22 protein-coding genes and 1 tRNA gene are annotated in these 22143 nt (G+C 59.3%); 19 read left to right on the top strand and 4 right to left on the bottom strand.

Translation table 11 applies throughout. The features are described 5' to 3' along the window. Window positions 1-3: 3 nt before the first annotated feature. The 19 genes from C2846_RS05360 (at window position 4) to C2846_RS05270 (ending at window position 19154) form a co-directional block, all read left to right on the top strand. Window positions 4-1587 carry a DUF935 domain-containing protein gene (locus C2846_RS05360; protein ID WP_119700887.1) on the top strand — a complete coding sequence of 528 codons (1584 nt, stop codon included), beginning with the start codon at window positions 4-6 and terminating at the stop codon, window positions 1585-1587. Window position 1588: 1 nt separating this feature from the next. After that, on the top strand, window positions 1589-2920 hold the full coding sequence (locus C2846_RS05355; RefSeq protein ID WP_119700886.1) for a phage head morphogenesis protein: 1332 nt from the start codon (window positions 1589-1591) through the stop codon (window positions 2918-2920). Window positions 2921-3029: 109 nt separating this feature from the next. Beyond that, entirely contained in the window at window positions 3030-3644 is a 615-nt protein-coding gene (locus C2846_RS05350; RefSeq protein WP_119700885.1) for a phage virion morphogenesis protein, read from the top strand. Between the two features lie 314 nt (window positions 3645-3958). Further along, on the top strand, window positions 3959-4930 hold the full coding sequence (locus tag C2846_RS05345; RefSeq protein ID WP_420849015.1) for a phage protease: 972 nt from the start codon (window positions 3959-3961) through the stop codon (window positions 4928-4930). Window positions 4931-4935: 5 nt separating this feature from the next. Beyond that, entirely contained in the window at window positions 4936-5850 is a 915-nt protein-coding gene (locus tag C2846_RS05340) for a Mu-like prophage major head subunit gpT family protein (protein WP_119700883.1), read from the top strand. A 60-nt stretch (window positions 5851-5910) separates the two neighbouring features. Then, window positions 5911-6144 (top strand): hypothetical protein, encoded by a 234-nt coding sequence (locus C2846_RS05335; RefSeq protein WP_119700882.1) that lies wholly within the window; start codon window positions 5911-5913, stop codon window positions 6142-6144. Next, window positions 6141-6557: a gp436 family protein gene (locus C2846_RS05330; RefSeq protein WP_119700881.1), complete on the top strand. Its 417-nt coding sequence runs from the start codon at window positions 6141-6143 to the stop codon at window positions 6555-6557. The genes C2846_RS05335 and C2846_RS05330 overlap by 4 nt, the downstream gene beginning before the upstream one ends. After that, window positions 6557-7027: a phage tail terminator protein gene (locus C2846_RS05325; RefSeq protein ID WP_240638150.1), complete on the top strand. Its 471-nt coding sequence runs from the start codon at window positions 6557-6559 to the stop codon at window positions 7025-7027. Before C2846_RS05330 ends, C2846_RS05325 begins: the two co-directional genes overlap by 1 nt. Then, window positions 7015-7245 (top strand): DUF7210 family protein, encoded by a 231-nt coding sequence (locus tag C2846_RS05320; RefSeq protein WP_119700880.1) that lies wholly within the window; start codon window positions 7015-7017, stop codon window positions 7243-7245. Before C2846_RS05325 ends, C2846_RS05320 begins: the two co-directional genes overlap by 13 nt. A gap of 12 nt (window positions 7246-7257) precedes the next feature. After that, window positions 7258-8034 (top strand): phage tail tube protein, encoded by a 777-nt coding sequence (locus C2846_RS05315; RefSeq protein ID WP_119700879.1) that lies wholly within the window; start codon window positions 7258-7260, stop codon window positions 8032-8034. Between the two features lies 1 nt (window position 8035). Then, window positions 8036-8542 carry a DUF6631 family protein gene (locus C2846_RS05310; protein ID WP_119700878.1) on the top strand — a complete coding sequence of 169 codons (507 nt, stop codon included), beginning with the start codon at window positions 8036-8038 and terminating at the stop codon, window positions 8540-8542. Window positions 8543-8671: 129 nt separating this feature from the next. Continuing rightward, the gene (locus C2846_RS05305; RefSeq protein WP_119700877.1) at window positions 8672-12274 is read left to right on the top strand and encodes a tape measure protein; all 3603 of its coding nucleotides are present in this window, start codon (window positions 8672-8674) and stop codon (window positions 12272-12274) included. A gap of 1 nt (window position 12275) precedes the next feature. Next, window positions 12276-13127 carry a hypothetical protein gene (locus C2846_RS05300; protein WP_119700876.1) on the top strand — a complete coding sequence of 284 codons (852 nt, stop codon included), beginning with the start codon at window positions 12276-12278 and terminating at the stop codon, window positions 13125-13127. Continuing rightward, on the top strand, window positions 13127-14008 hold the full coding sequence (locus C2846_RS05295) for a hypothetical protein (RefSeq protein ID WP_119700875.1): 882 nt from the start codon (window positions 13127-13129) through the stop codon (window positions 14006-14008). The genes C2846_RS05300 and C2846_RS05295 overlap by 1 nt, the downstream gene beginning before the upstream one ends. Before the next feature lie 2 nt (window positions 14009-14010). Continuing rightward, window positions 14011-15723, top strand: a complete 1713-nt coding sequence (locus tag C2846_RS05290) for a hypothetical protein (protein WP_119700874.1) — start codon at window positions 14011-14013, stop codon at window positions 15721-15723. Then, entirely contained in the window at window positions 15713-16534 is an 822-nt protein-coding gene (locus C2846_RS05285) for a phage BR0599 family protein (RefSeq protein ID WP_119700873.1), read from the top strand. Before C2846_RS05290 ends, C2846_RS05285 begins: the two co-directional genes overlap by 11 nt. Window position 16535: 1 nt before the next feature. Further along, window positions 16536-16766 carry a hypothetical protein gene (locus tag C2846_RS05280; RefSeq protein WP_119700872.1) on the top strand — a complete coding sequence of 77 codons (231 nt, stop codon included), beginning with the start codon at window positions 16536-16538 and terminating at the stop codon, window positions 16764-16766. A gap of 5 nt (window positions 16767-16771) precedes the next feature. Continuing rightward, a complete protein-coding gene (locus tag C2846_RS05275) occupies window positions 16772-17002 on the top strand; it encodes a hypothetical protein (RefSeq protein WP_119701000.1) in 231 nt (76 codons plus the stop codon). Then, on the top strand, window positions 16986-19154 hold the full coding sequence (locus C2846_RS05270) for a phage tail protein (RefSeq protein WP_119700871.1): 2169 nt from the start codon (window positions 16986-16988) through the stop codon (window positions 19152-19154). The genes C2846_RS05275 and C2846_RS05270 overlap by 17 nt, the downstream gene beginning before the upstream one ends. Window positions 19155-19336: 182 nt before the next feature. Here C2846_RS05270 and C2846_RS05265 read toward each other — a convergent pair. The 4 genes from C2846_RS05265 to bamC all read right to left on the bottom strand — a co-directional run bounded on the left by C2846_RS05265 (window position 19337) and on the right by bamC (window position 22109). Continuing rightward, window positions 19337-19426: transfer RNA gene (locus tag C2846_RS05265), tRNA-Ser, on the bottom strand. A gap of 46 nt (window positions 19427-19472) precedes the next feature. Continuing rightward, on the bottom strand, window positions 19473-20186 hold the full coding sequence (gene purC / locus C2846_RS05260) for a phosphoribosylaminoimidazolesuccinocarboxamide synthase (protein WP_080049946.1): 714 nt from the start codon (window positions 20184-20186) through the stop codon (window positions 19473-19475). Next, window positions 20186-20983: an MBL fold metallo-hydrolase gene (locus C2846_RS05255; protein ID WP_080049945.1), complete on the bottom strand. Its 798-nt coding sequence runs from the start codon at window positions 20981-20983 to the stop codon at window positions 20186-20188. Before C2846_RS05255 ends, purC begins: the two co-directional genes overlap by 1 nt. Window positions 20984-20999: 16 nt before the next feature. After that, complete coding sequence (gene bamC / locus C2846_RS05250) at window positions 21000-22109, bottom strand: outer membrane protein assembly factor BamC (protein ID WP_119700870.1); 1110 nt, start codon at window positions 22107-22109, stop codon at window positions 21000-21002. Window positions 22110-22143: the final 34 nt, after the last annotated feature.

Here is a 22143-nt window from a genome sequence, read left to right as displayed (position 1 = left end):
CAAATGACCCGTATTGTTGATATTTACGGCAACCCGATCAAAACCGCGCAGTTACGGGAAACCCAAACCGCTCGCATGGCCGGACTGCACCGGGAATTTGCCCGGCACCCAGCGCGAGGCCTTACCCCGGCTAAGTTGGCCAGCATTCTGCAAGACGCTGAACAGGGAAGCCTGCAAGGTCAGGCTGAGCTGTTTATGGATATGGAGGAACGGGACGCGCACCTCTACGCCGAGGTCAGTAAGCGCAAGCGAGCTATTCTCGGATTGAATTGGACTGTTGAGCCACCCCGTAATCCCAGCGCTGCTGAGCAGGCAGATGCCGAGTATTTGCATGAACTGCTAAGCGATCTGGATGGCTGGGATGACATGCTGCTGGATGCGATGGACGGTATGGGGCATGGCTACAGCGCCATTGAGCTGGATTGGCGTCTGTATGGGCGTGAGTGGATACCGGAGGCGTTCCACCACCGCCCACAGAGCTGGTTCATGCTTGCTCAAGGTGACCAGAATGAGTTGCGCCTGCGAAGCGAAGATGGTCAGGGGACGCCGCTGCAACCCTTTGGCTGGATTATGCACCGCCCACGTGCACGCTCTGGTTACGTTGCGCGTAGCGGTCTGTATAGGGTTTTGGCATGGCCGTACCTGTTTAAACACTACTCGGTCAGTGACCTTGCTGAACTGCTTGAGATCTACGGTTTGCCGATTCGCCTGGGCAAGTACCCGCCAGGTACTGCCGATGAAGAGAAAACCACACTACTGAACGCGGTTACCGCACTGGGCCATGCAGCAGCAGGGATTATTCCCGACACCATGGCCATTGACTTTGAAAGCGCCACTCAAAGCAGCAGCGAGCCTTTTCTGGCAATGATGCGTCAGTGCGATGAGTCGATCTCCAAGGCCGTGCTGGGTGGCACCTTGACCAGCCAGACAAGTGCCGGGGGTGGCGGTGCCTATGCCCTGGGTAAAGTGCATAACGAGGTCCGCCATGACCTGCTTACGTCTGATGCCCGGCAACTCGCTGCAACACTGAGTCGTGATCTGCTGTGGCCGCTGTTGGTACTGAACCGACCTGGTAATCCGGACACGCGCCGGGCTCCTCGTCTGGTGTTTGATGTGCGGGAAACCGAAGACATGGCGGCAATGGCCACCGCACTGCCGGCACTGGTTGATATTGGTGTTCAGGTGCCTGCCAGTTGGGCCCAGGAGCGTCTGGGCATCCCGCTGCCAGCCAAAGGCGAGGCAGTTCTGCAGCCTGCTCAAAGTGCTTTAGCGGCCCTGACCCGCCGAAGCAAGCCCCGAATGGCCAGCCTGACGCAGATCATAGGCCCACGCTACTCAGATCAGCAGGCGCTGGATGATGTACTTGGTGCGCTGCCTGGCAATGAGCTGCAAGAGCAAGTTGACCCATTGCTGGCTCCTTTGTTGGCGGTTATCAATCGGGGTGGCAGTGAGGCTGAGGTGCTGGGGGCGTTGGCTGAGGCGTTCCCGGATATGGATGAGGGAGCGCTGGCCGAGGCGTTGCACCGGCTGATGTTCGCTGCTGACACCTGGGGGCGTTTGCACGGCAACCTGGATAGGATCGGCTGATATGCCTACGCCTACAGCCGCCGACCTGCAGGCAATTATTGGCCTGCGCCCGGCTGCAGCCATTGAATACCTTGAGCGCAAGGGCTTTGCCATTACCTGGAACTGGAATGAGGTTAATGCCAGCACCCACGCTCGCGCCTTAACCGTGGCCAAGGCGACACGCCTGGACGTGCTGCAGGATATTCGCAATGGTTTGCTCGACGGCCTGGAGCAAGGTCAGACCCTGCGCGAGTTTCAGCGCAATCTGCGTCCGCGCCTGGAGGCCAAAGGCTGGTGGGGGCGGCAGATTGTTGTGAGCCCTGATGGTTCTGCTGAGGTGGCCCAGCTGGGCAGCCCGCACCGGTTGGCCACTATCTATCAGACCAACATGCAGTCGGCCTATATGGCTGGCCGATACGTGGCCGCGCTGGAGGCTCGCGAGACTCATCCGTACTGGATGTATATCGCGGTGATGGATGGCGTCACCCGCCCATCCCATGCTGCCCTGCATGGCAAGGTGTTCCGCTGGGATGATCCGATCTGGCAGCACATCACGCCACCGAACGGCTATAACTGCCGCTGCCGCATCGTTGCGCTAACCGAGGCTGAGGTTAAACGCCGTGGCCTAACGGTGGAAAGCAGCGAGGGTAAAACCGGTACCGAAACCGTGGAGACCGGGGTTGATCAGCGCACTGGTGAGATCCGCAGCGAAACCATCACCACCCTGGAAACCACAGACCGGGCAGGTAAAAAGGTGCGATTCCGGCCTGATGCCGGCTTCGATGGCTCCCCTGTTCAGAGTCATCTGATGGACGATGTGCTGTTGCGCAAGGCCCAACGTACCCTCGGTGACCCGGCAGCGCTGACCGAAGTGCAGCAGGTGCTGCTGGACCCGGTTCGGCTGCGGGGCTGGGAGGCATTCGTTGACAATGCCAGGGCGATCGGCCGCCCACAGGGGCAAAGCATGGCCTTCGGTGTGCTCGATCCGCGTGATCTGGCCTTTGCCCAGAGGCAAGGTGCAGCCGTGCAGTCTGGCGTGATCTACTTGGCTGACGACTTACTGGTTGGAGCCAAGGCCCGGCGTCATGAGACAGCTGGCAACGCCCTGACTGCCACAGAGTGGAAAGCACTGCCACAGGACATGGCCCAGGCGGAACGGGTTCTTTGGGATACCAAGAATGGCACCTTGCTTTATATCCTGGCGGGCGGCACCAGGCGCGCCAAGATCGCGGTGCGATTCAATCGGGCCAAGGCTGGTCAAGCTCGGGTTGATGATGCTGCCACCGTATTCAAGGTACCGCAGGTGGCCATACGTGATGGCTTGGCCAGCGGCCTGTATAAAAAAGTGAGGTAACGGGGCGGGACTCGAACCCGATAGCACGGCGTGCTGATGGTTGCCGTGTCGCCTCCAGGGAGCGACTCTCCCGCTACCTCTGGCACTACTATAAACCCGAGGGCGCTATATGGCCAACCGCATGGATATCCAGATAGTCGATGCTCCAGTGCGTCAACGTATCGACCAGGTACTGAGTGTGCTAACTGACTCCGCCGCGCTGATGCATGGCATTGCTCAAGAGCTGGGGGCGCAAACTGAGCTGGCGTTCCAGGACCAAGGGCCGGGCTGGCCACAGCTAAAACCGGCCACGGTCAAGGCTCGTGCCCGCATAGGTCGAGGGGCGACGCCCATCTTGCAGGTTACCAACGCCCTGGCGCGATCGATCACGACACAGGCTGGCGCGGACTTTGCCCAGGTCGGCACCAATATGCCCTATGCTGCGATTCACCAGTTCGGCGGGACCATCGAGCGGGCACCCTACGGCGGCAAGTTGCGCTTGCGCACCGATCGACAGGGCAACCTGCTGCGCCGTGGCAAGAACGGTAAGCTGGCCACGTTCGCCAGGGAGAAGGGACCACGGGCACACAAGAACTATGTGGAGCGGCGTTATGAAGTTAAAGCGTACAAGATCGAGATCCCGGCGCGGCCCTACCTACCTGTGACTGCTGATGGTCAACTGACGCCCAAGGCTGCGGAGGCGGTTATGGGTATTCTGAGCGGGTTTCTTGTTGGCCGCGCCTGAGCGCCGTCAGGCAGCGATCAGGCGTTAAGCCGGGTGGTTTGTCCTGTTGGGCGCCTAACCTGCGTTAGTCCCCCGTTAAAATCCCTTGTGACGACCTTTGTTGGCAATGCTTGCGCTAACACATAAGCCAGGCAGCCGCTGAACTCCTTCCCGTAACCCCCTGATCATGCCCCCGGCACACTGGCGGCATGAAGAAAAAACACTCCTTTGTTGCCATCGCCGCCTGTTCTTTCCAGCTCCCTGAGCTGGGAGACGGCAGCGTATGGCTTCAGTTCACCCCTGCTGGCGAGTTCCGGCCAACCGATGGCCGGCCGATGGATGTGCCAGCCTGGCGCATTGATGCCGCCAGCGCGGCGGTAGTGATTGCCCGCTTCCAGGCGCGCAAGACGCCGCCTGTCATCGATTACGAACACCAAACCCTCAAGAAGGAACAGAACGGTCAGCCGGCACCGGCTGCTGGCCGGATTCATGAGCTGGAGTGGCGTGACGGCTCAGGGCTCTGGGCCCGCGTTGAGTTGACCGCCCGCGCTCGCCAGATGATCGAGGACGGTGAGTACCTGTACTTCTCCCCTGTGTTTGCCTATGGCCCTGATGGCACTGTGCTGGCGGTGCTCATGGGGGCGCTGACCAATGACCCGGCCATTGATGGCATGGAACCGCTCGCCCGGCGTGCGGCCGCGACCTTTGGCCTTTTCCACGACGAAGAGGAAGACACCGTGAATGAACTGCTGAAAGCCATTATCGCGGCCCTGGCCCTGAAGGCGGATGCGACCGAGGCCGAAGCCATTGCCGCCCTGACTGCTCTGAAACCAGCGATGGATGCACAGACCAAAGCCCTTGCAGATCTGCGCACTGCTCTGGGTTTGGCCGAGAACGCAACTACCGAGCAGATTGCAGCCGCGACGGTTCAGCTCAAGACCAACGCAGGAAATCCCGACCCGAGCAAGTACGCACCCATTGAGGCCGTTTCTGCACTCCAGGGACAAGTGGCCGCTCTGACTGCCCGGCTGAACACCGGTGAGCTGGACGGGCTGATCCAGGGAGCGCTTAGCGAAGGTCGTCTGCTGCCTGCCATGGAGGGCTGGGCACGAGAGCTGGGAACCCAAGATATCGGCCAGCTCAAGGCGTACCTGGAGAAAGCTGCCCCAATCGCCGCATTGACTCGCTTGCAGAGCGGCGGCCAGCCACCTGGCGGTGAAACTCACAACCTCTCGGCTGCCGAACTGGAAGCCGCGAAACTGACCGGCATCAGCCCCGCTGATTACGCCAAGGCAAAAGGAGCCTAAGCACTATGGCCATTATTACCCCGGCGCTGATCAGCGCATTGAAAACCTCGTTCCAGAAACACTTCCAAGACGCCTTGGCGACTGCCCCTAGCGCCTACCTGGAAGTTGCCACTGTGATCCAGTCCACCACGGCCAGCAACACCTATGGCTGGCTGGGGCAGTTCCCGAAGCTGCGTGAGTGGATCGGTGACCGGGTGGTCAAGGATATGGCAGCCCAGGGCTACCAGATCACCAACAAGCTGTTTGAGGGGACCGTGGGCGTGAAACGTACCGACATCGAAGATGACAACTTGGGCATCTATACCCCGTTGATGCAGGAAATGGGCCGAGCCGCCGGTGTGCACCCAGATGAGCTGGTGTTCGAACTGCTCAAACTGGGCGATAGCTCGCTGTGTTACGACGGGCAGAACTTCTTTGACACTGACCACCCTGTCTTCCCGAATGTGGATGGCACTGGTACAGCAGTCATGGTCAGCAACCTGTTCGAGCCAGCCTCCGACCCTGGTCCGGCCTGGTTCCTGCTGGATACCAGCCGTAGCTTGAAACCCCTGATTTACCAGGAGCGTGTAAAGCCGGACTTCACGGCCATGACCAAGGACGACGATGAGCAGGTGTTCATGGCCGATGAATACCGCTATGGCGTCCGAGCCCGGAGCAACGTGGGCTTTGGCTTCTGGCAACTCGCGGCCATGTCCACCAAACCGCTCAACGCTGCCAATTTCCGCGAGGCCTACAACGCCATGCGTGATCAGAAGGCTGATGGTGGCCGACCGCTCGGGGTCAAGCCGACCCTGTTGGTGGTGCCTACCTCGCTGGATGAAGCCGCTCGTGAAGTGGTTGGCGTGGCGCGTCTGAGCAATGGCGCAGACAACCCGAACTACAACCTGGTCAAGGTGCTCGACACCGCCTGGTTGAACTGATTGGACCTGGCCAAGGAGGCCATAAGCCAAGGACGGCCACTTTTGCAGGAGATTTGACATATGGCGAGTAAACGCACCACCAAGACCGATGACAAGAGCGATGATTTTGAAGGCCTTTATGTGCGCTCTATTCCTGAGCGTCGTTGCCGCGCTGGGTTTGTGTTCGACCGCGATGGACTAGGTATTGCCCTGGACGCGCTGACCGCAAAGCAAGTGGCGGATCTGGAGGCTGACCCACTGCTGAAAGTTGAGCGCTGCAGCTTTCCGGTAGATCAGGACGGTGCTGCCGAATGAGCTACTGCACTCTGGCCGACTTGGTAGAGGTCTACGGTGAGCGCGAAATCCTGCAATTAAGTGATCGCGTAAACCGCCCGCCTGCGGAGATCGACCAGGGTGTTGTAGATCGAGCGATTGCGGATGCCGACGCGGAAATCGATTTGCATCTGCATGCCCGGTATCAGTTGCCTCTGCCAACCGTGCCTTCTGTTCTGAAGCGGGTGGCCTGCACCTTGGCTTATGCCAATTTGCATACCCGCCTGGATGACGGTCATCCGGCACTGAAGGCGGCTGAGAGTCGGCGCAAGTTGCTGAGTGGGATATCCAGTGGACGGCTCAGCCTGGCGCTGGATGCTGGCGGCCAGCCAGCGCCGATTGCCAATACGGTGCAAGTCAGCAGCGTTCGTAATGACTGGGGTGGGAGGTGGTGATGGATGCGTTCGATTACCTCTACCTGGAGCCGCTGATCATTGAGCGGGTACGCGAGTCGGTACCAGGCTTGGCTGATGTGGCAGGTATCCCTGATTTGGCCAGTGTGGATGAAGCGCGACAAGTCACCCCGGCAGTGTATGTGGTGTATCTGGGCGATGACGTAGGTGGTGGCGCCCTGCATCAGGGCAGCCGTGGCGCCATTCAAACCGTGACACAGAACTGGGCCGTGGTGCTGTCGGTGCACTACGCCGATGCGACGGGCTCGGGCGAAGGTGCAAGAAAAGAAGCCGGGCCGCTGCTGGGCGCGCTGCTGCAAGCCCTGTCCGGCTGGCTGCCGGATGGTGCGACAGCACCCATGAAACGTGCTCCGCAACAAGCCCCGGTGGCCTACGCCAATGGCTACTTCTATTACCCGCTGGTGTTCCAGGCCAGCTTTGTCTACCCGAGGAACAAGACATGGCAAAAGTGAAAGTAACGATCACCGCTGCAGACCCGAACCTGAGACATGCAGGCAAGCCCTGCAAACAGGGTGATGAGATCGAGATCAGCCGGCAGGCAGCGATGTTGCTGCTGCGCAAGAAACTGATCAGCAAGATTCCTGGCGAGTCAGATCGGGCGGAAGAATCACAAAGCCCGGCCCCTGTCGGCAGCGGCAAGCGCGCAAAAACCGTAGTCGCTCACGTTTAAGGAGACACTCTCATGGCAAAAGAAACTTACTACTACGGTCAGGGCAAACTGTATCTGGCGGTCATCCTGGCCAACGGCACGCTGGGTAAATGGCGTTGGGTGGGTGATGTCTCTTCGCTGTCTGGTTCCATGCAGGAAACGGCCATCACGCATGAAGAGTCCTTCAGCGGCAAAAAGGGCCGGGTGCGGGAGTTCTTCGTTTCGCCCCAGCTAAGCATGGCGGCCACGCTGCATAGCTTGGGGCCCGAAAATGTCACTATGTTCACTCAAGGTACTGCGACAGACACCCTGGCCGGTGTGGTTGCCAGTGAAACTCTGCAAGCGGGGCTTGAGCCTGGTGATGTGGTAATGCTGGAAAATCCGGGCGTGACTGACCTGGTCATCACTGACAGCGCTGCCACTCCGGCCGGGTTGGATGAAGAGCATTACATCCTTGACCCGCGCTTTGGCAGCATCGAATTGGTGTCGTTGCCAGAAACGCCGCCAACCCAACCTTTCATTGCCGCGTACAGCTTTGCTGCCAATACGCAGGTCAGCTTCCTTTCTGCCAATACTCGCCCCAACGTCGCTTTGCGCTATGAGGGCATAAACCTTGCCGAAGGCGGTGCACCGGTAATCATGGAGCTGTACAAGATGTCGCCCAGCCTGCTCCAGGAGCTGTCGATGATCACCGATGGTAACCAGGTGGCGGGCATGCCGATTGCGCTGAATGCCCTGCTGGATACCTCCAAGCCGGCTAACGGTCCGCTCGGCCAGTATGGCCGGATTATCCAGGTTGGGGCGGCCTGATATGACTAAGCGTAAAACCAGGGTCGCGCCAAAAAAAGCGCAAAACAATCAGGTTAACGAGCTTGATGTATTGCTCCCTGACCGTCCGTTGACGGTTGGGGGGCGTAAGTTGGTCGTGCGTGAGCTGGGGTTTGAAGAGCAGCTGTACAACAACCACTTGCTCAAACCAGTTGCCGATGCCTTTGCCGGGATACCGCCTGCCGAGATGTCCACGCCAGCATCTGTCAATCGAGTGCTGGACCTGCTGGCTGAGCACTGGGATGCGGTGCGTGAGTTGGTGGCGATCAGTTGCGGCCAGCCGGTGGACTGGGTCAGATCGCTACGCCCTGAAGATGGTGAAGAGCTGTTGCTGACCTGGTGGACGGCTAATCAGCATTTTTTTATCCGTCGCCTCTGGCGTCCGGCACTGGTGGCTCAGGTTCGGTTGGCTGGGGGCGGGTCTTCGCCACCCTTGTCCGATACGGCCACAACTACCGAGAACTTGGCCGCTACACCGAGCGGCAGTTGAATCTGTTTTTCCGCGAGGCGGAATTGGCCGACGACCGCGCCCAAGCGCGCAGCTTGATGGCGGTCAACCTGGGCACGGCTGGGCGTAAAGACGCCATGGCTGCATATAACACGTTGATGCGAGACCACGATGGCTGGCAACGGTAACCTGACCCTTGCGTTACGCATTCAGGCCGACCTGAAGCAAGCGCAGGATGCACTCAAGCAACTGGATAGCACGCTGGGTAGTGTTAACCAGAGTGCTCAGAGCACCAGTCGTACCACTGGTTCGGCTGGTAATGCCCTGGATGGGATGCAGGGGGCCGCCGGCCGAGCTGCAGACCAGACCAACCGTTACTCGGTTGCGGCAGATCAGGCTGCCAGACGTTCAGCAGCAGCCAGTCAAGGCATTGACCAGGTCAGCCGTAGCGCCGATCAGAGCAATCCTGCCCTGGATCGACTTACCCGCCGAGTAACAGCCATTGCCGGCTCATTCCTGGGGCTGCAAGCCGCCAGCCGTGCCATCACCATGGTCGATGATTATGGCCAGATGGCCAGTCGTATCGAGCAGGTGACTCGCAGTACCGCTGAATACGAACAGGTTCAGGCGCGGCTGCGTGACAGTGCCAACGATACCTATCGCCCGTTGCAGGAGGCGCAGGAGCTGTATATCCGCACCGCTGAGGCGTTGCGGTCGCTCGGCTATGAAACCACGGCAACCCTCGACATAACCGACAGCTTCTCGCTGCTGCTGGTCACCAATGCCGCCTCGGCCGATCGGGCGGCATCTGCCATTGATGCGTACTCCAAGGCAATCCAGACCGGCCGGGTGAGTTCTGACCAGTGGCAGTCGATGATTGCCGCCATGCCCACTGTGGTTAATGCCATTGCTGAAGCTACCGGTAAGTCGGCCGAGGAAATTCGCCGGCTGGGCATTGAGGGCAAGCTGGCGTTGCAGGATTTGAACGAAGGGCTGCGTCAAAGCCTGGAAGAGAACCGCCAGGCTGCTGAAGACATGCCAACCACTGTAGCTGATGCCTATGTAAAGCTGGGCAATGCGCTGCAAGTCTACCTTGGCGAAGCAAATCGCAGCACAGAGATGACTCAGGCTCTGGCTTGGGCCATTACTCAGTTGGGCGAGAATATCGAGCTGATTGGTAATGTGCTTGGCGTTGTCGCGGCCGGTGCGCTGGCTCGTTATATCACCAGTCTGGGGCTGTCGACCAAAGCGGCCATTGCTGACACTCTCGCCAAACGTGCAGCCGCAGCTGAAGAGCTGCGGCTGGCTCAAGCTCAGGCGGCGTCTACTGCTTCTGCACTGGCCAGCGCTCGTGCTCAGCAGGGGCTGACGGTTTCCCATACTCAAGTCGCGGCAGCCGCTGCCGCTCATGAAGCGGCTACCCGTCGCCTTGTTGCTGCACAAGCAGCCATGCGCGGTGTTACCAGTTTGCTGGGTGGGCCTGCCGGCATTGTCATGCTTGCGGCCTCGGCCGCCGCCAGTTTCTTCCTGTTCCGTGATAGCAGTGATGCGCTGGCTTCCAGTCTTGGCAACCTGGATGAGCCGCTTGATGCGGTGTTGGGCCGGTTGCAGCAGCTGTCGGAGATTGAGCAGAAAGCCCAAATGCAGGGGCTGGCCGATCAGATCGATGGTTTGAGGGGTGAGGCCCACAGCGCGGCTCAAGAAATCAGAGAAACCATTGCCCAGGCCCTATATGGCCCACGCCTTGACCGCGTGCCGTCCCGCGAACTGGAGCAGGCCTTTGCCCCCTTGATGGAGGCTGCCGGTAAAGCCGCTCAGGGCATCGAAGTGGACTGGCAAGCAGCTATGGATGCGTTGCGTAATGCATCGGGCGTACCTGAACGCTTGTCCCGCCAAGTTCTTGATATGGCAGCCAATCAAGCCAGAGCTAGCCGTGAGGCGACGGAGATGAAGGCGCGCCATGATGAGTTGGCTGCGGCGCTGGACAACTCAACTCGGGCGATCAATGACGGTAACAATGCGTTAAAAACCAATTCCAAGGAAGCCGAAGATTACCTGCAGCGTCTGCGCCGTCAAACAGAGGATTTGTTGGACCCCTCTATCAGGGGGCGCGTTGAGCGCGACATTCGCGACCGTGAAGAGCTGCGTAATGCCACTGATGAATTGAAGCAAGCAGCCCTTGAGGAAGCGGCAGCACAGGATGCTGCTAACGAAGCCCGGCGTCGCGCCAGGCCCGGCCGACAGGCCGTGTCAGAAGCTGAGCGTGAAGCCAAGGCCATTGAGGGTTACGTCAAGCAACTTGAACGACAGGCGGCGACCTTTGGCATGACAGCGGCCCAGGTCAGAAACTATGAACTGGCAGAGCGCGGTCTGAGTGGTGCCATGCTTGCGCGTGCACAATCTGCATTGACTGTGCTGGAGTCATCAGAGAAAGAGCGTCAGGTTGCTCAGGATCTCATTGAGCTGGACCAGATCCGTGCCGAGCTGCTGCGCGCCCAGGGCCGCGAAGCCGAGGCCCTGACCATCGAGATCGAGCAGCGTTACGGCGAGCTGATGACGCGCCTGCAGGAGCGCGGCGACACAGCCGGGCTGGAGATCGTCAACGGGCTGATCAACATCGAGCAGGCCAGAGCCAGGCTCAATGAGCTGCAGTCTGTGGTTGACCAGGTGTTTTCATCGACAGCCCGCCAGGAACAGTCAGTTCAGGCGCAACTTGCGGCCGGGCTTATCACCGAGGGCGAGGCCCGTCGGCGGATCATCGAGCTGCACCAGCAGCAGGCGGCTGAAGTTGAACGGCTGTTGCCACAGATGGAAGAACTGGCTCGCACCACCGGCGACCCGGCCGCGCTTGAGAACGTCCAGCGTATCCGCGCCGAGCTGGAGAATATGCAGTACATCACCAATGACCTGATCCGGGCGTTCCGTGATGGCCTGCAGGGTGGTATCGAAGAGGCGCTGATGGGCCTTGTGCGTGGCACGCACGATCTGCGCGATGCGCTCGAAAGCCTTGTGCTGGGTATTGCTGATTCGATGGCTCGGTTAGCGGCTGAGCAGCTTGCCGACATGGCTACCCAGTCGGTGTTGAATTTGTTCGGCAGTGGTGCCGATGCTGCCGCAGACGCTGCCGGTGCTACAGCTACAGCTACAGCCATCACGACCGCAACAACGGCCGGTGCCACTGCGATGGGGACCGGTATTACGACAGGAGGTACAGCAGCCGCATCAGCAATGGGGGCCGCGATCACAACGGCTGGTGCATCTGCCGCAGCGGCCATGGCATCGGCAATTGCCGGTGCCTCTGCTGGTAACGCGCTTGGCGGCGCCTATACCGGTGCGTTTGGCTTCGCCGGGGGTGGCCAGATCCGGGGCCCCGGCACCAATACCAGCGACAGCATCCCGATCTGGGCATCGGACGAAGAGTTCATGACCCGCGCAGCAGTGGTGAAGCAACCAGGCGCCCTGGACTTCCTAGAGGACTTCAATGCGCGGGGTATGAGCGCGCTGGATGAATGGGCTATGTCGCGCTGGTACCGCCACAGCACCGGCGGGCTGGTTGGCGTGCCAGCCCCGTCGCTGCCTTCCCCTGGCCTGAGCGGCACCAGCCTGGCCGAGCCGGCCAAGATGAGCACCAACCTTAAGAACAGCGTGAACCTCTATGCGGTGCAGCGCCCGGAGGACGTGGCGGCGATGGCTTGGGGGAAGGCTGGCCAGGAGCACTTCATGGTTTATCTGCAACAACACGGCGCTGAAGTGCGCCAGCTACTGGGGTTTTGATATGCCACACGATATAGGTTTCGTCGATAACACAAGCATGCTGGCGCATTACGCGATGCTTGAGACCATCAGGGATTTTGCCGCTGATAACGGTTGGCAAGTGTTGCGGTATGACACGTCGATCGATAACCGGGAGCTGATCCTGAAAGGGGTGGGCTACTCGGGTGAAGAGGAAATCTTTGTTGGGTTTCGGACGTATCAGAATCCTGACGCTGACTATTACAACCTACTGGCCGGCGTGTTCACCGGCTATGTGGCGGGCAACTCGTTCGATACTCAACCAGGTGCCCGTCTGAGCGGCGTCCCCGCACACAACCAGAGGATCGACTACTGGCTGACACTCACAGCACAGCGTATCGCGCTAGCGATGAAGGTGGGTACACCGGTATACGAGAGCTGCTACGTCGGCAAGATGCTGCCCTATGGCCGGCCCAGTCAGTACCCGTACCCTGTGGTGTGCGGCGGCATGCTGGCAGGTGCTGCAGCGACCCGATTCAGCGATACAGCGCACTCGGGCTATTTCAGGGGCAATACAGTAGCCATGGCGCTGCGCAGTAACGACGGCTGGGTGCAGCCTCGCTGTTATCCCTGGGGCAATAGCTATATAGCAGGTACTGGCGCGTCGGCGGCTAATACAAACTTACGAGACACGGGCGGTGTCTATAACTTGTTGCCAGTTGAGCTGCACGATAACAGCGCGAACATCTGGGGCGCGCTGGACGGCATCTTCTATATCAGCGGATTCGACAATGCAGTGGAAAACACCCTGACCATCGACGAGGTGGATTACGTTGTGATCCAGGACGTCTGGCGCACCGGGCATACCGATTACTACGCACTGAGGATGGACTGATGGGTTTCTATAGTGGCTCAGCGAATGATATGGCGGCAGTGCGCGCTGCGTTTGTTGACGCATGCGTGACCGAGGGGTGGGCCTGGAATGGCTCTAATGAGATGTTGAGCAAGGGCTCGATGTTTTTACGCCTGCAGATTGTCAGTGGCTATTTAACGCTGCTGGGCCGCACGAGCGCAGGAGCAGGCGATGCACCCAGTATTGTACGCATGGGCCAGATGGGGACTGCTATCACATGGCCCGTTGAGTACATGTTCTTTATTTTCGATGCAGAGGTTTACTGCGTTATTAGGTTCGGCGTGGACTTCTACCTGTGGTGCGCATTTGGACAATCAACTGTGGCTGGCTTACCTGGGACAGGCATGTGGGTGGCGGCATCGGTACATGCGCTTGCTGGCAATGATCCGGCTATGCAACCTACCGGTGGACCGGCCGCGTCTTTCTTCTACGGCTGCCCGGGCATATTCTGGCGCGACAATGTCGGCGGGAATGCTACAGCTAATGACTACTGGGTGCACTCGAACCTTGACGGGCAGGGCTGGTGGTCGGGGCAATCGCTCGGTGCGCCCCCTGTCGGTATAAGACCAGCTGTGCCCCTGCCTGGCCTGCTGCCGAACAACTGGAACAGCGAAGCGGTGCTGCTGCCCATACGCGCATATAAAGTCAGGCCCTCAAACCGGCTGAGCATAACGGTTGATCTCGAGCACGCTCGATATACGCGGGTCGACAACTACGCCCCTGGAGAGGTGATACAGATCGGCGGTGATAGGTGGATGGTCCTGCCGTTTTACAGAAAGAATTCAGCCGCGCGTGACGGCAGCAGTGTACCTGCTCCGCACACAGGTACACTGGGCTGGGCCGTACGCTATGAGGGGCCGTAGTCGTGGTCGCTCTCAACGGTCAAATGATGCGCACGATCCAGGGCGGCATAGACAATCCGAATCTGACAACGGATCACTGGGGGTACGGCTGGGTTAACCAGTTTGATCCATCGCCCTACGTCAGCGATACCCAGCGCGCCGGGCAAGCGACACTGATGGCCCAGTGGCCGGTGGCGGCTAATGGTCGAGTGCTGACCGGGCGTCACCTGCGCGCCCACGTCGACGACTGGTACCACCGTATACACATCAGTCCTCAGCAGCTGGATCTAGGCAATGTCGTTTCAACTCAAACGACGCCGGTTGGGGTTTGGAATGCATACCTGATACCTCAAACGCTGAACTCAATCACGGGGCTGGATGAAGGGATTGAGGTTGGTGGTCAGCCGGCGCCGCCGCTGCTGTTTCAAGCGCTGCAGGAACGGGACTGGCAGGTTACGGTCACGCCTGATGGGCAACCGGTCCTAGATACTGTCGTGTCGTGGGAGTTTGATAACGGCCGATCAGCCGGTTTGCGCATTACAGCTAACAGGATCATCGCCTGGACGTTTGTGCCTGATTGGGGCGACGGGATTCGCGAGCGTCTGACGGCGCTGACGGATATTTTGCAGAGCGAATCGGCGGTCAGTCAGCGGCGGCGCCTACGCTTGGCGCCACGGCGCGAGTTCAGCGGCCCTATGTACGCAGATGGACGTGAGCGGCAGTTGCTCGACGTGAGCCTGTTCGGCTGGAGCGATCGCATTTGGTCGATGCCTGTCTGGCCTGACATTCAACTGCTGGAAGTCGGTATCGCAGCAGATGTCGATTTCATCCCCTGCAGCACTGAGCACCTAGATTTTCGTAATGGCGGTATGGCGATGCTGCGCGGAGAGGATGCATTCACGTCTGAGACGGTGGAGATTCTGGAAGTACTCAGCACCGGCTTGCAGCTCAAGCGCAATACCCAGCTTGCTTGGCCTGCAGGATCGCGGCTGTACCCCGCTCGTGCGGCTCAACTGATGGAAGAGCCGGCGCTGTCAAAGCTCACAGACCGGCTGATTGAGGCAGAGGTACGCTTTCTTATCGTCGAGCCATGTGAGTGGCCCGAGTGGCTCCCCGGCACCCTGTATAGAGGCTTCCCGGTATGGGATCGGCGGCCGGATGATTCTGAGTTTCTCCAGCATTCCGCTGAGCGGATGCGTTCGACAGTTGATAGCGGTTTTGCCCAGCCGCTTATCACTGACACTGCCCGTCGCGCCCTGCAGGTGCTTGGCCAGCGCCACCTGGACCTCGGTCGCGCCGCCAGAGCGTTGGTGCGATCGTTCATCTATGGGATGTGTGGCACGCAAAAAGTTGTGTGGGTGCCGACGCATATGGATGACCTGACAGTAGTTGCGACGATCTCGTCAGTGTCCACAACGATAGACATAGAGAACATTGGCTACACCCGGTTTGGGGCTGGCAAACCAGGGCGGTCTGATATCCGCATTGAGCTGTGGGATGGATCTGTGTTCATGCGTCGTTTGATCGGTTCGACTGAGATCGATGGCCTGGTTGAGCGGGTCGGTCTCGATAGCGCTCTAGGCATTGAGGTGCAGCCACAACAGGTGGCGCGCATCAGCTGGATGAACCTGATGCGTTTCGAGAGTGACACTCAGGAGATCGAGCATATGACTGACAGTGAAGGTGTCGCTGCCTGGGCCACGGCATTCAGGGAGGAGCGGGACGATGAGTTTTGACAGCCGCGAGCGCTCGCTGGCCGCCGGCGCGCCGATCCGCTTCTACGAGTTCCGTCGCGGTGTGATGCGCTGGTTGTATGTCAGCTGTGACCGTGACGTGGCCGTGGGTACCCAGGTGTTCCGCACAGTGCGTGGAGGCATCAGTGACAACGGCATCCGCCAGAGCGGTGTCGCGAGGCAGGACTCGCTGATTATTACGGCGCCGGCAGACATCGATGTTGCACAGCCGTTTCGCAACAGTCTGCCAAGCGCGAAGATTGGCCTGATTATCCACGATGGCCACTACGGTGAGGCTGAGCGAAAGTGGCGCTACAGTGGCGCAATCGCCAGTGTACGCTGGCCGAGCCCGGATCAATGTGCAATTACCTGCCAGGACATTGACGCCGAGCTGGATCGACCGGGGCTGGTAGACACATTCAGCCGTGCGTGCACAACGTATCTGGGTTCGCCCTGGTGCAAGGTCGATATGAACGTGCACCGCGTAGAAACCACTATCCAAACACTGACAGGTGCATCGATCAGTAGCGGCACGTTTGCATCCTACCCCGACGGTTGGTTTAACGGTGGTTGGGTGGAATGGCAGATTGGCCAGGGCGAGTACGACAGTCGCACGATTGAGCATCACACCGGCAGCACTCTAACACTGCTGGGTGGGACTCTGGCTCTGGCGCCAAATATGGCTATCCGTGCGTATCCCGGCTGCGATTTTTTTGCATCGACGTGTCAAGACAAGTTCAACAATTTGCCGAACATGCGGGCTGTGCCCCAAATGGACGGAAAAAGCCCCTTCGACGGCGAGCAGGTGTTCTGATATGTGGGTACAGATAGCAATTCTGGTGGCCTCTTACCTGATCAACCAGGCTACCCAGCCCAAGCCCCCGAAACCTAAACCGGCAGCCTTTCAGGACTTCGATTTCCCGCGCTGTGACGAGGGCACTGAGAAGGAATGGGTCTTTGGCCAGGTGTGGGCTAAGGGCTGGATGGTTCTTGCTGTGCGCAACCAGCGCAGCCAGGCGATTAAGGTGAAGGGGAGTAAGAAGTGAGCGGGCTGGTTGTGACTATCCAGCACCTGCATACCGTGCCTACCTGGACAACCAGGACGGGCTACTGCGCCAGGCAGTCGCGGGCATTCTTCGCAGAACATGGACTCGACTGGCTGGACTTTGTGCGTAATGGCATTGATGCCGAGGTGTTGGTGGCAACGGGTAATGCTCTGGCTCTACACCTGGTCGAGCATGCCCGCAGCATAGAGGAGGCCCAAAATGGGAGCCAAGCCTAAAGCACAGACGGTTGGTTTTCGCTACAGCTTTGATATTCACGGAGGTATCGCCAAGGCCATTGACGGACTGCTGGCGATACGGGCGAGCGGCAAAACAGCCTGGTCAGGTAATGCGACAAGCAGCCAGACAATTCATATCAATGAGCCCAATCTGTTTGGTGGTGACAAGGGTGAAGGCGGTATCCAGGGGCAATTTGACTTAATGATGGGGGATGAGAGTCAGGCTCTCAACACTCGGCTGGCAACAGCCCTGGGTAACAACCTGGTGCCTAATTTTCGTGGTTTTGCCGGTTTTTTCTATTCGGGGTTGGTGACATCCATTAACCCATACCCTAAGCCCTGGGAGCTGTTGAGATACCGGCGTATGAACGGTTGGGATGGCTCTGTGTGGTACCCGGAAACCTGCGCAATTGATCTGCTCGATGGCCAGGTGCGGGCAATGAACCCGGCGCATATCCTTTATGAGGTCTACACAAACCGGGAGAACGGTCTGGGTGTTGACCGTTCAATGCTGGATGACAATGCATTCCGGGCTGCGGCGTTGACACTTTATAACGAGGGATTCGGGCTGTGCATCAGTTGGAAGCGTTCGGCGGGGTCGCTGGCGGATTTTCGTGACCAGATCTGTGACCATATCGGAGCTTACTGTGGCCCTGATCGCAACACGGGCTTGATCACGCTCAAACTAATCAGGGACGACTACAACGTCGAGGATCTGCCTCTGTTCGACGAGGACAGCGGTCTTCTGAGCATTGAAGAGGATGAAACCAGCAGCACACTGATCGCCCCCAGCCAGTTATATGTCGAGTATACGGATGCTGTCAGTGGCGAGACCCGGCGCGCTCGTGCCGTTAACCAGGCGCTGGCTCAGTTGCATGGCGGACCCTCTGCCGAGACTGTGAACTACCCAGGCATTCCGACCGCCGACTTAGCGGCCAGGGTGGTGCAACGTGATATGCGTGTTCGCGCTAGCAACCTGCGCAAGTACAAGGTCCGCCTTGATCGCCGTGGTGCAGGCATCGGGGCTGCCGATCCATTCCGCATCCGGTCGTTAAAGCGTGGCATCAATGAGGTTGTTGTGCGGGCCGGTAGGATTGAGGACGGTACGGTTGGGGCTGGGGCTATTACTATCACTGCCCTGCAGGATGTCTTCGGGCTGCCGGCCACACCGTTCATCAAGGTTCCACCCAGCGGCTACGTGCCGCCTGATCGCACCCCACAGCCCATTGCCTTGCGGCGGTTGATGGAGGTGCCATATCGCGAACTGGCTGGCCTGATAGACCCAGCCAACCTGGCATTGGTTGATGTCTCAGCCGCCTGGCTGTCATCCGTGGCGGCTAAGCCAAGCGGACTCTCTCTGAGCTACAACCTAACTACCCGGCCGGGGAGTAGCGGAGCCTTCGTTGATCGTGATAGCGCCGACTGGTGTCCAACCGCCCAACTGGTGAGTGCGCTCAGCATCAATGCGACTACAGCCACGCTGACTGGAGGTATCGACATTGAGCGCGTCACTCTGGGCCAGGCTGCGCTACTCAATGATGAGATCGTGAGGGTTGATGCGATTGACCTGGTGTCTGGCGCAATCACGCTGGGCCGAGGGTGCGCGGATACAGTGCCGGTGCAGCACGCGGCCGGGGCGCGGATCTGGTTTTATGATGGATTTGAGGGCGCGGACGAAACGGAGTACTCCTCGGGTGTCACTATGCAGGCCCGGCTGCTGACGAACACCAGCATCGGCCAACTGGACCCGAGTCTAGCCGGTACCGATAGCCTGGCACTGATCGGCCGCCAGGGCCGGCCGTATCCTCCAGCGCAACTCACCATTGGCGGTAGTAGTTGGCCGAGCAGCATTGAGGGTGACGTGGTATTGGCATGGGCACACCGTGACAGGTTGGGGCAGGCTGATCAGCTGATTGACACCACTCTGGGTAGCATCGGCCCCGAAGCTGGCACGACTTATAGCTGTCGGCTGCTGCGCGCTGATACCAGTGCGGTATTGGATAGCGAGACAGGTATCAGCGGCACCACAGCAACCCTGACAACCACATACGAGGGGCAGATCATCGCTGAAGTGTGGTCAGTGCGAGGCGGGGTTGAGAGTTGGCAGAGGCAGCGGTGGCAGTTCAACCATACCAACCCGCCGCCACCATGATTTGGCAATTCTTTTGCCGTATGTGAAACAATTCGGCAAGGACAATTATCGCGCACGGGTGCGTCAATTATCGCGCACGGGTACATTCGCCCAGAGAAATGATGTGTTGTGCAGACTGGAAAACAGGCTATTTCAAGACAAAACAAAAGGGCCCGGCGTAAGCCGAGCCCTTTTGTTTGATTTGGCGGAGAGATAGGGATTTGAACCCTAGGTACGGTTACCCGTACAACGGATTTCGAATCCGTCCCGTTCGGCCACTCCGGCACCTCTCCAAGTGGCGCGCATCATACCAGCTTTGCCAGCATCTGCGAAGCCCGATCAAGCCAGAGGCACGCCCAAGCGCTGAGCCACTTCTTCATAAGCCTCGATGACGCCGCCCAGCCCTTGACGGAAGCGATCCTTGTCCATCTTCTTGCGGGTTTCCTTGTCCCACAGACGGCAACCGTCCGGACTGAATTCGTCACCCAGAACGATCTCGCCGTGGAACAGGCCAAACTCCAGCTTGAAATCAACCAGCAGCAGGCCGGCGTCATCAAACAGTTTGTTCAGCACTTCGTTGACCTTGCGGGTCAACTCTTCCATGCGCGCCAGTTGCTCGGGAGTCGCCCAGCCAAAGGCGAAGACGTGGGAAGCGTTGATGAAAGGGTCACCCTTGGCGTCGTCCTTGAGGAACAGCTCGAAGGTCGGCGGCGTCAGCGCCATGCCTTCCTCAACGCCCAGCCGTTTGACCAGGCTGCCGGCGGCGAAATTGCGCACTACACACTCAACCGGAATCATGTCGAGCTTCTTGACCAGACATTCGGTATCGGAGAGCAGACGGTCAAACTGGGTGGGGACGCCAGCCTCTTCCAGCTTCTGCATAATGAAGGCATTGAAGCGGTTGTTGACCATACCCTTGCGCTCGAGCTGCTCGATCTTCTTGCCGTCGAAAGCTGAGGTGTCATTGCGGAACAGCAGGATCAGACGATCCGGATCATCGGTGGTGAAAACCGATTTGGCCTTGCCGCGATACAGTTCATTGCGTTTTTCCATTACCGGCTCCCGCTGTCCGCAAAATGGTGATGATTAAGTTGACTGAGGTCCTGCCAAGGCAGCCCCTGATCCTGCATGGCTAGTAGCAACTGCCCCTGCCAGCCCGCCAGCACCCGGGACAATTCACCAAGGGCCAGTTCCGGGCGGTTATTTTTCTCGCTGATATGCGCAACGGCCACATGCCGCAGCGCGCTCCGGTCAATACTCTCCAGCAGGCCGGCGGCCTGCTGGTTACTCAAATGCCCAAGCTCACCGCCTACCCGAGCCTTCAAACTCGCCGGGTAAGGCCCGGCGGCAAGCATCTGCGGGTCGTAGTTGGCTTCCAGAAACAGCGCATCGACTCCACTGTAGCACTCGGTAATCCAAGGCGTAATGGTGCCGGTATCACTGAGTACCCCGAGTCGCGCCTGGCCGTTGTCGAAAACAAACTGACAGGGTTCACGCGCATCGTGGGGTACCGCAACCGGGGTGATGCGCAACTCGCCAATCTCAAGGTCACGGTCCAGGGCAATGCGCTCAACTGCCAGACTGCCAACATCCAGTGCCCTTGCCGTACCGGCAGTCATGAACACTGGCAACCCATAACGTCGAGCCAGTCGCTCAACGCCCTGAATATGGTCACTGTGCTCATGGGTTACCAGAATCGCGGTAAGTTGCCGGGGGCTGAGCCCGGCGGCCGCCAATCGCTGTTCGGTGCTGCGCAGACTGAAACCGCAATCTATCAGTAGCCGGGTGTTGCCCTGCTCGACCAGGGTGGCATTGCCACGACTGCCACTACCCAGTGAACAATAACGCACCCCAAGCCTCCTAACCTCACGTCAGGTTGTTGCGAATCCGCTCAAGCAGTTGACGGGCCTCAGCCGCATCTGCAGCGGTGTCGATACTCTTCTCAACGGTCACTTGAACACGGTTGGCCACCGGGGTCAGACGTACCTGAATCCGCTCTTCACTGGCGCTTTCCTGCGGCTTGTCGCGACCGAACATACGGGCGAAAAAGCCGCGCTTGCGTTGCTGTTGGCTGGCGCGCTGTTCGAGGTCGACATAGTAGACGCCAGCGCTGCGGTTGATATCGCTGACCAGTACGTCCGCCCGATTGAGTGCTTCACCCACAGCAGCCCAGGCCCGGTTGAAGTCGGTCTGCATGTTCAGCACCGGATTGCCGGCACCATCCTGCTCCAGGGTCACCCGATCACTCTGGCCCATGCCCTGAGCGGCTACCAGAGAAGCCGAATCGCTGTCGGCCGACTGGCTCAGATAGCTTTCCAACTCGGCCAGCAGAGCCCGCTCAAGGTTGGGGTTATCCGAGCGCTCAGGCCAACTGTTCAAGGTGCTGCCCTGGCTGCGACTGGTGTGCACAACCTGAATTTCACTGGTGCCCGACTGTACGCCCGGCTCAATGCGCAAACGGAAACGCTGTTCTTGACCATCGGTCCGGCGGTTCGGCCCCACTGCCGGCACCAGGCGCCGCACCAGCGGGTTTTCAGCCTGCTGATCGAAAACCAGACCCGATGTTTCCAGCTCACCCAGCCGCGGATTTTCGCCGCTCAGCGGCACCTGATAATCACTGAAGAACTGGCGCACCAATGGCCAGGCCTCGACCGGCGTACGCTGAGCCAGCAACCAGCGATTAGGGCCATTTTGCTGCAGGGAGAAATCCGACGTATCCGCCGTGACCATCAGAGCCTGGGGACGTGGAGTCTGGAACTTGCCTCCCGGACCAGGCTCAACCCGGCCAGGTACTGGCAACAGATCGCCAATGGGTTTGCTCTCAACCCCGGCGGGGACAGTCATGCGCGGTTCGATCACCGCCGCCTGGTAATCGCCACCACGGTCACGGAAATAACCGTCTTCGCCGAAAAAATAACCACAGCCGCTCAGGCTGCCCAGCGTTACCAGCGTCAGTGCACCCAGCACAGGCTTCATAGAGAGTTCCTTGGTCGACATCATTAATCCCGTA

The organism is Pseudomonas jilinensis, assembly GCF_003586265.1.
GTDB lineage: Bacteria > Pseudomonadota > Gammaproteobacteria > Pseudomonadales > Pseudomonadaceae > Halopseudomonas > Halopseudomonas phragmitis.
This window is presented reverse-complemented; position numbering and strand designations above follow the sequence as displayed.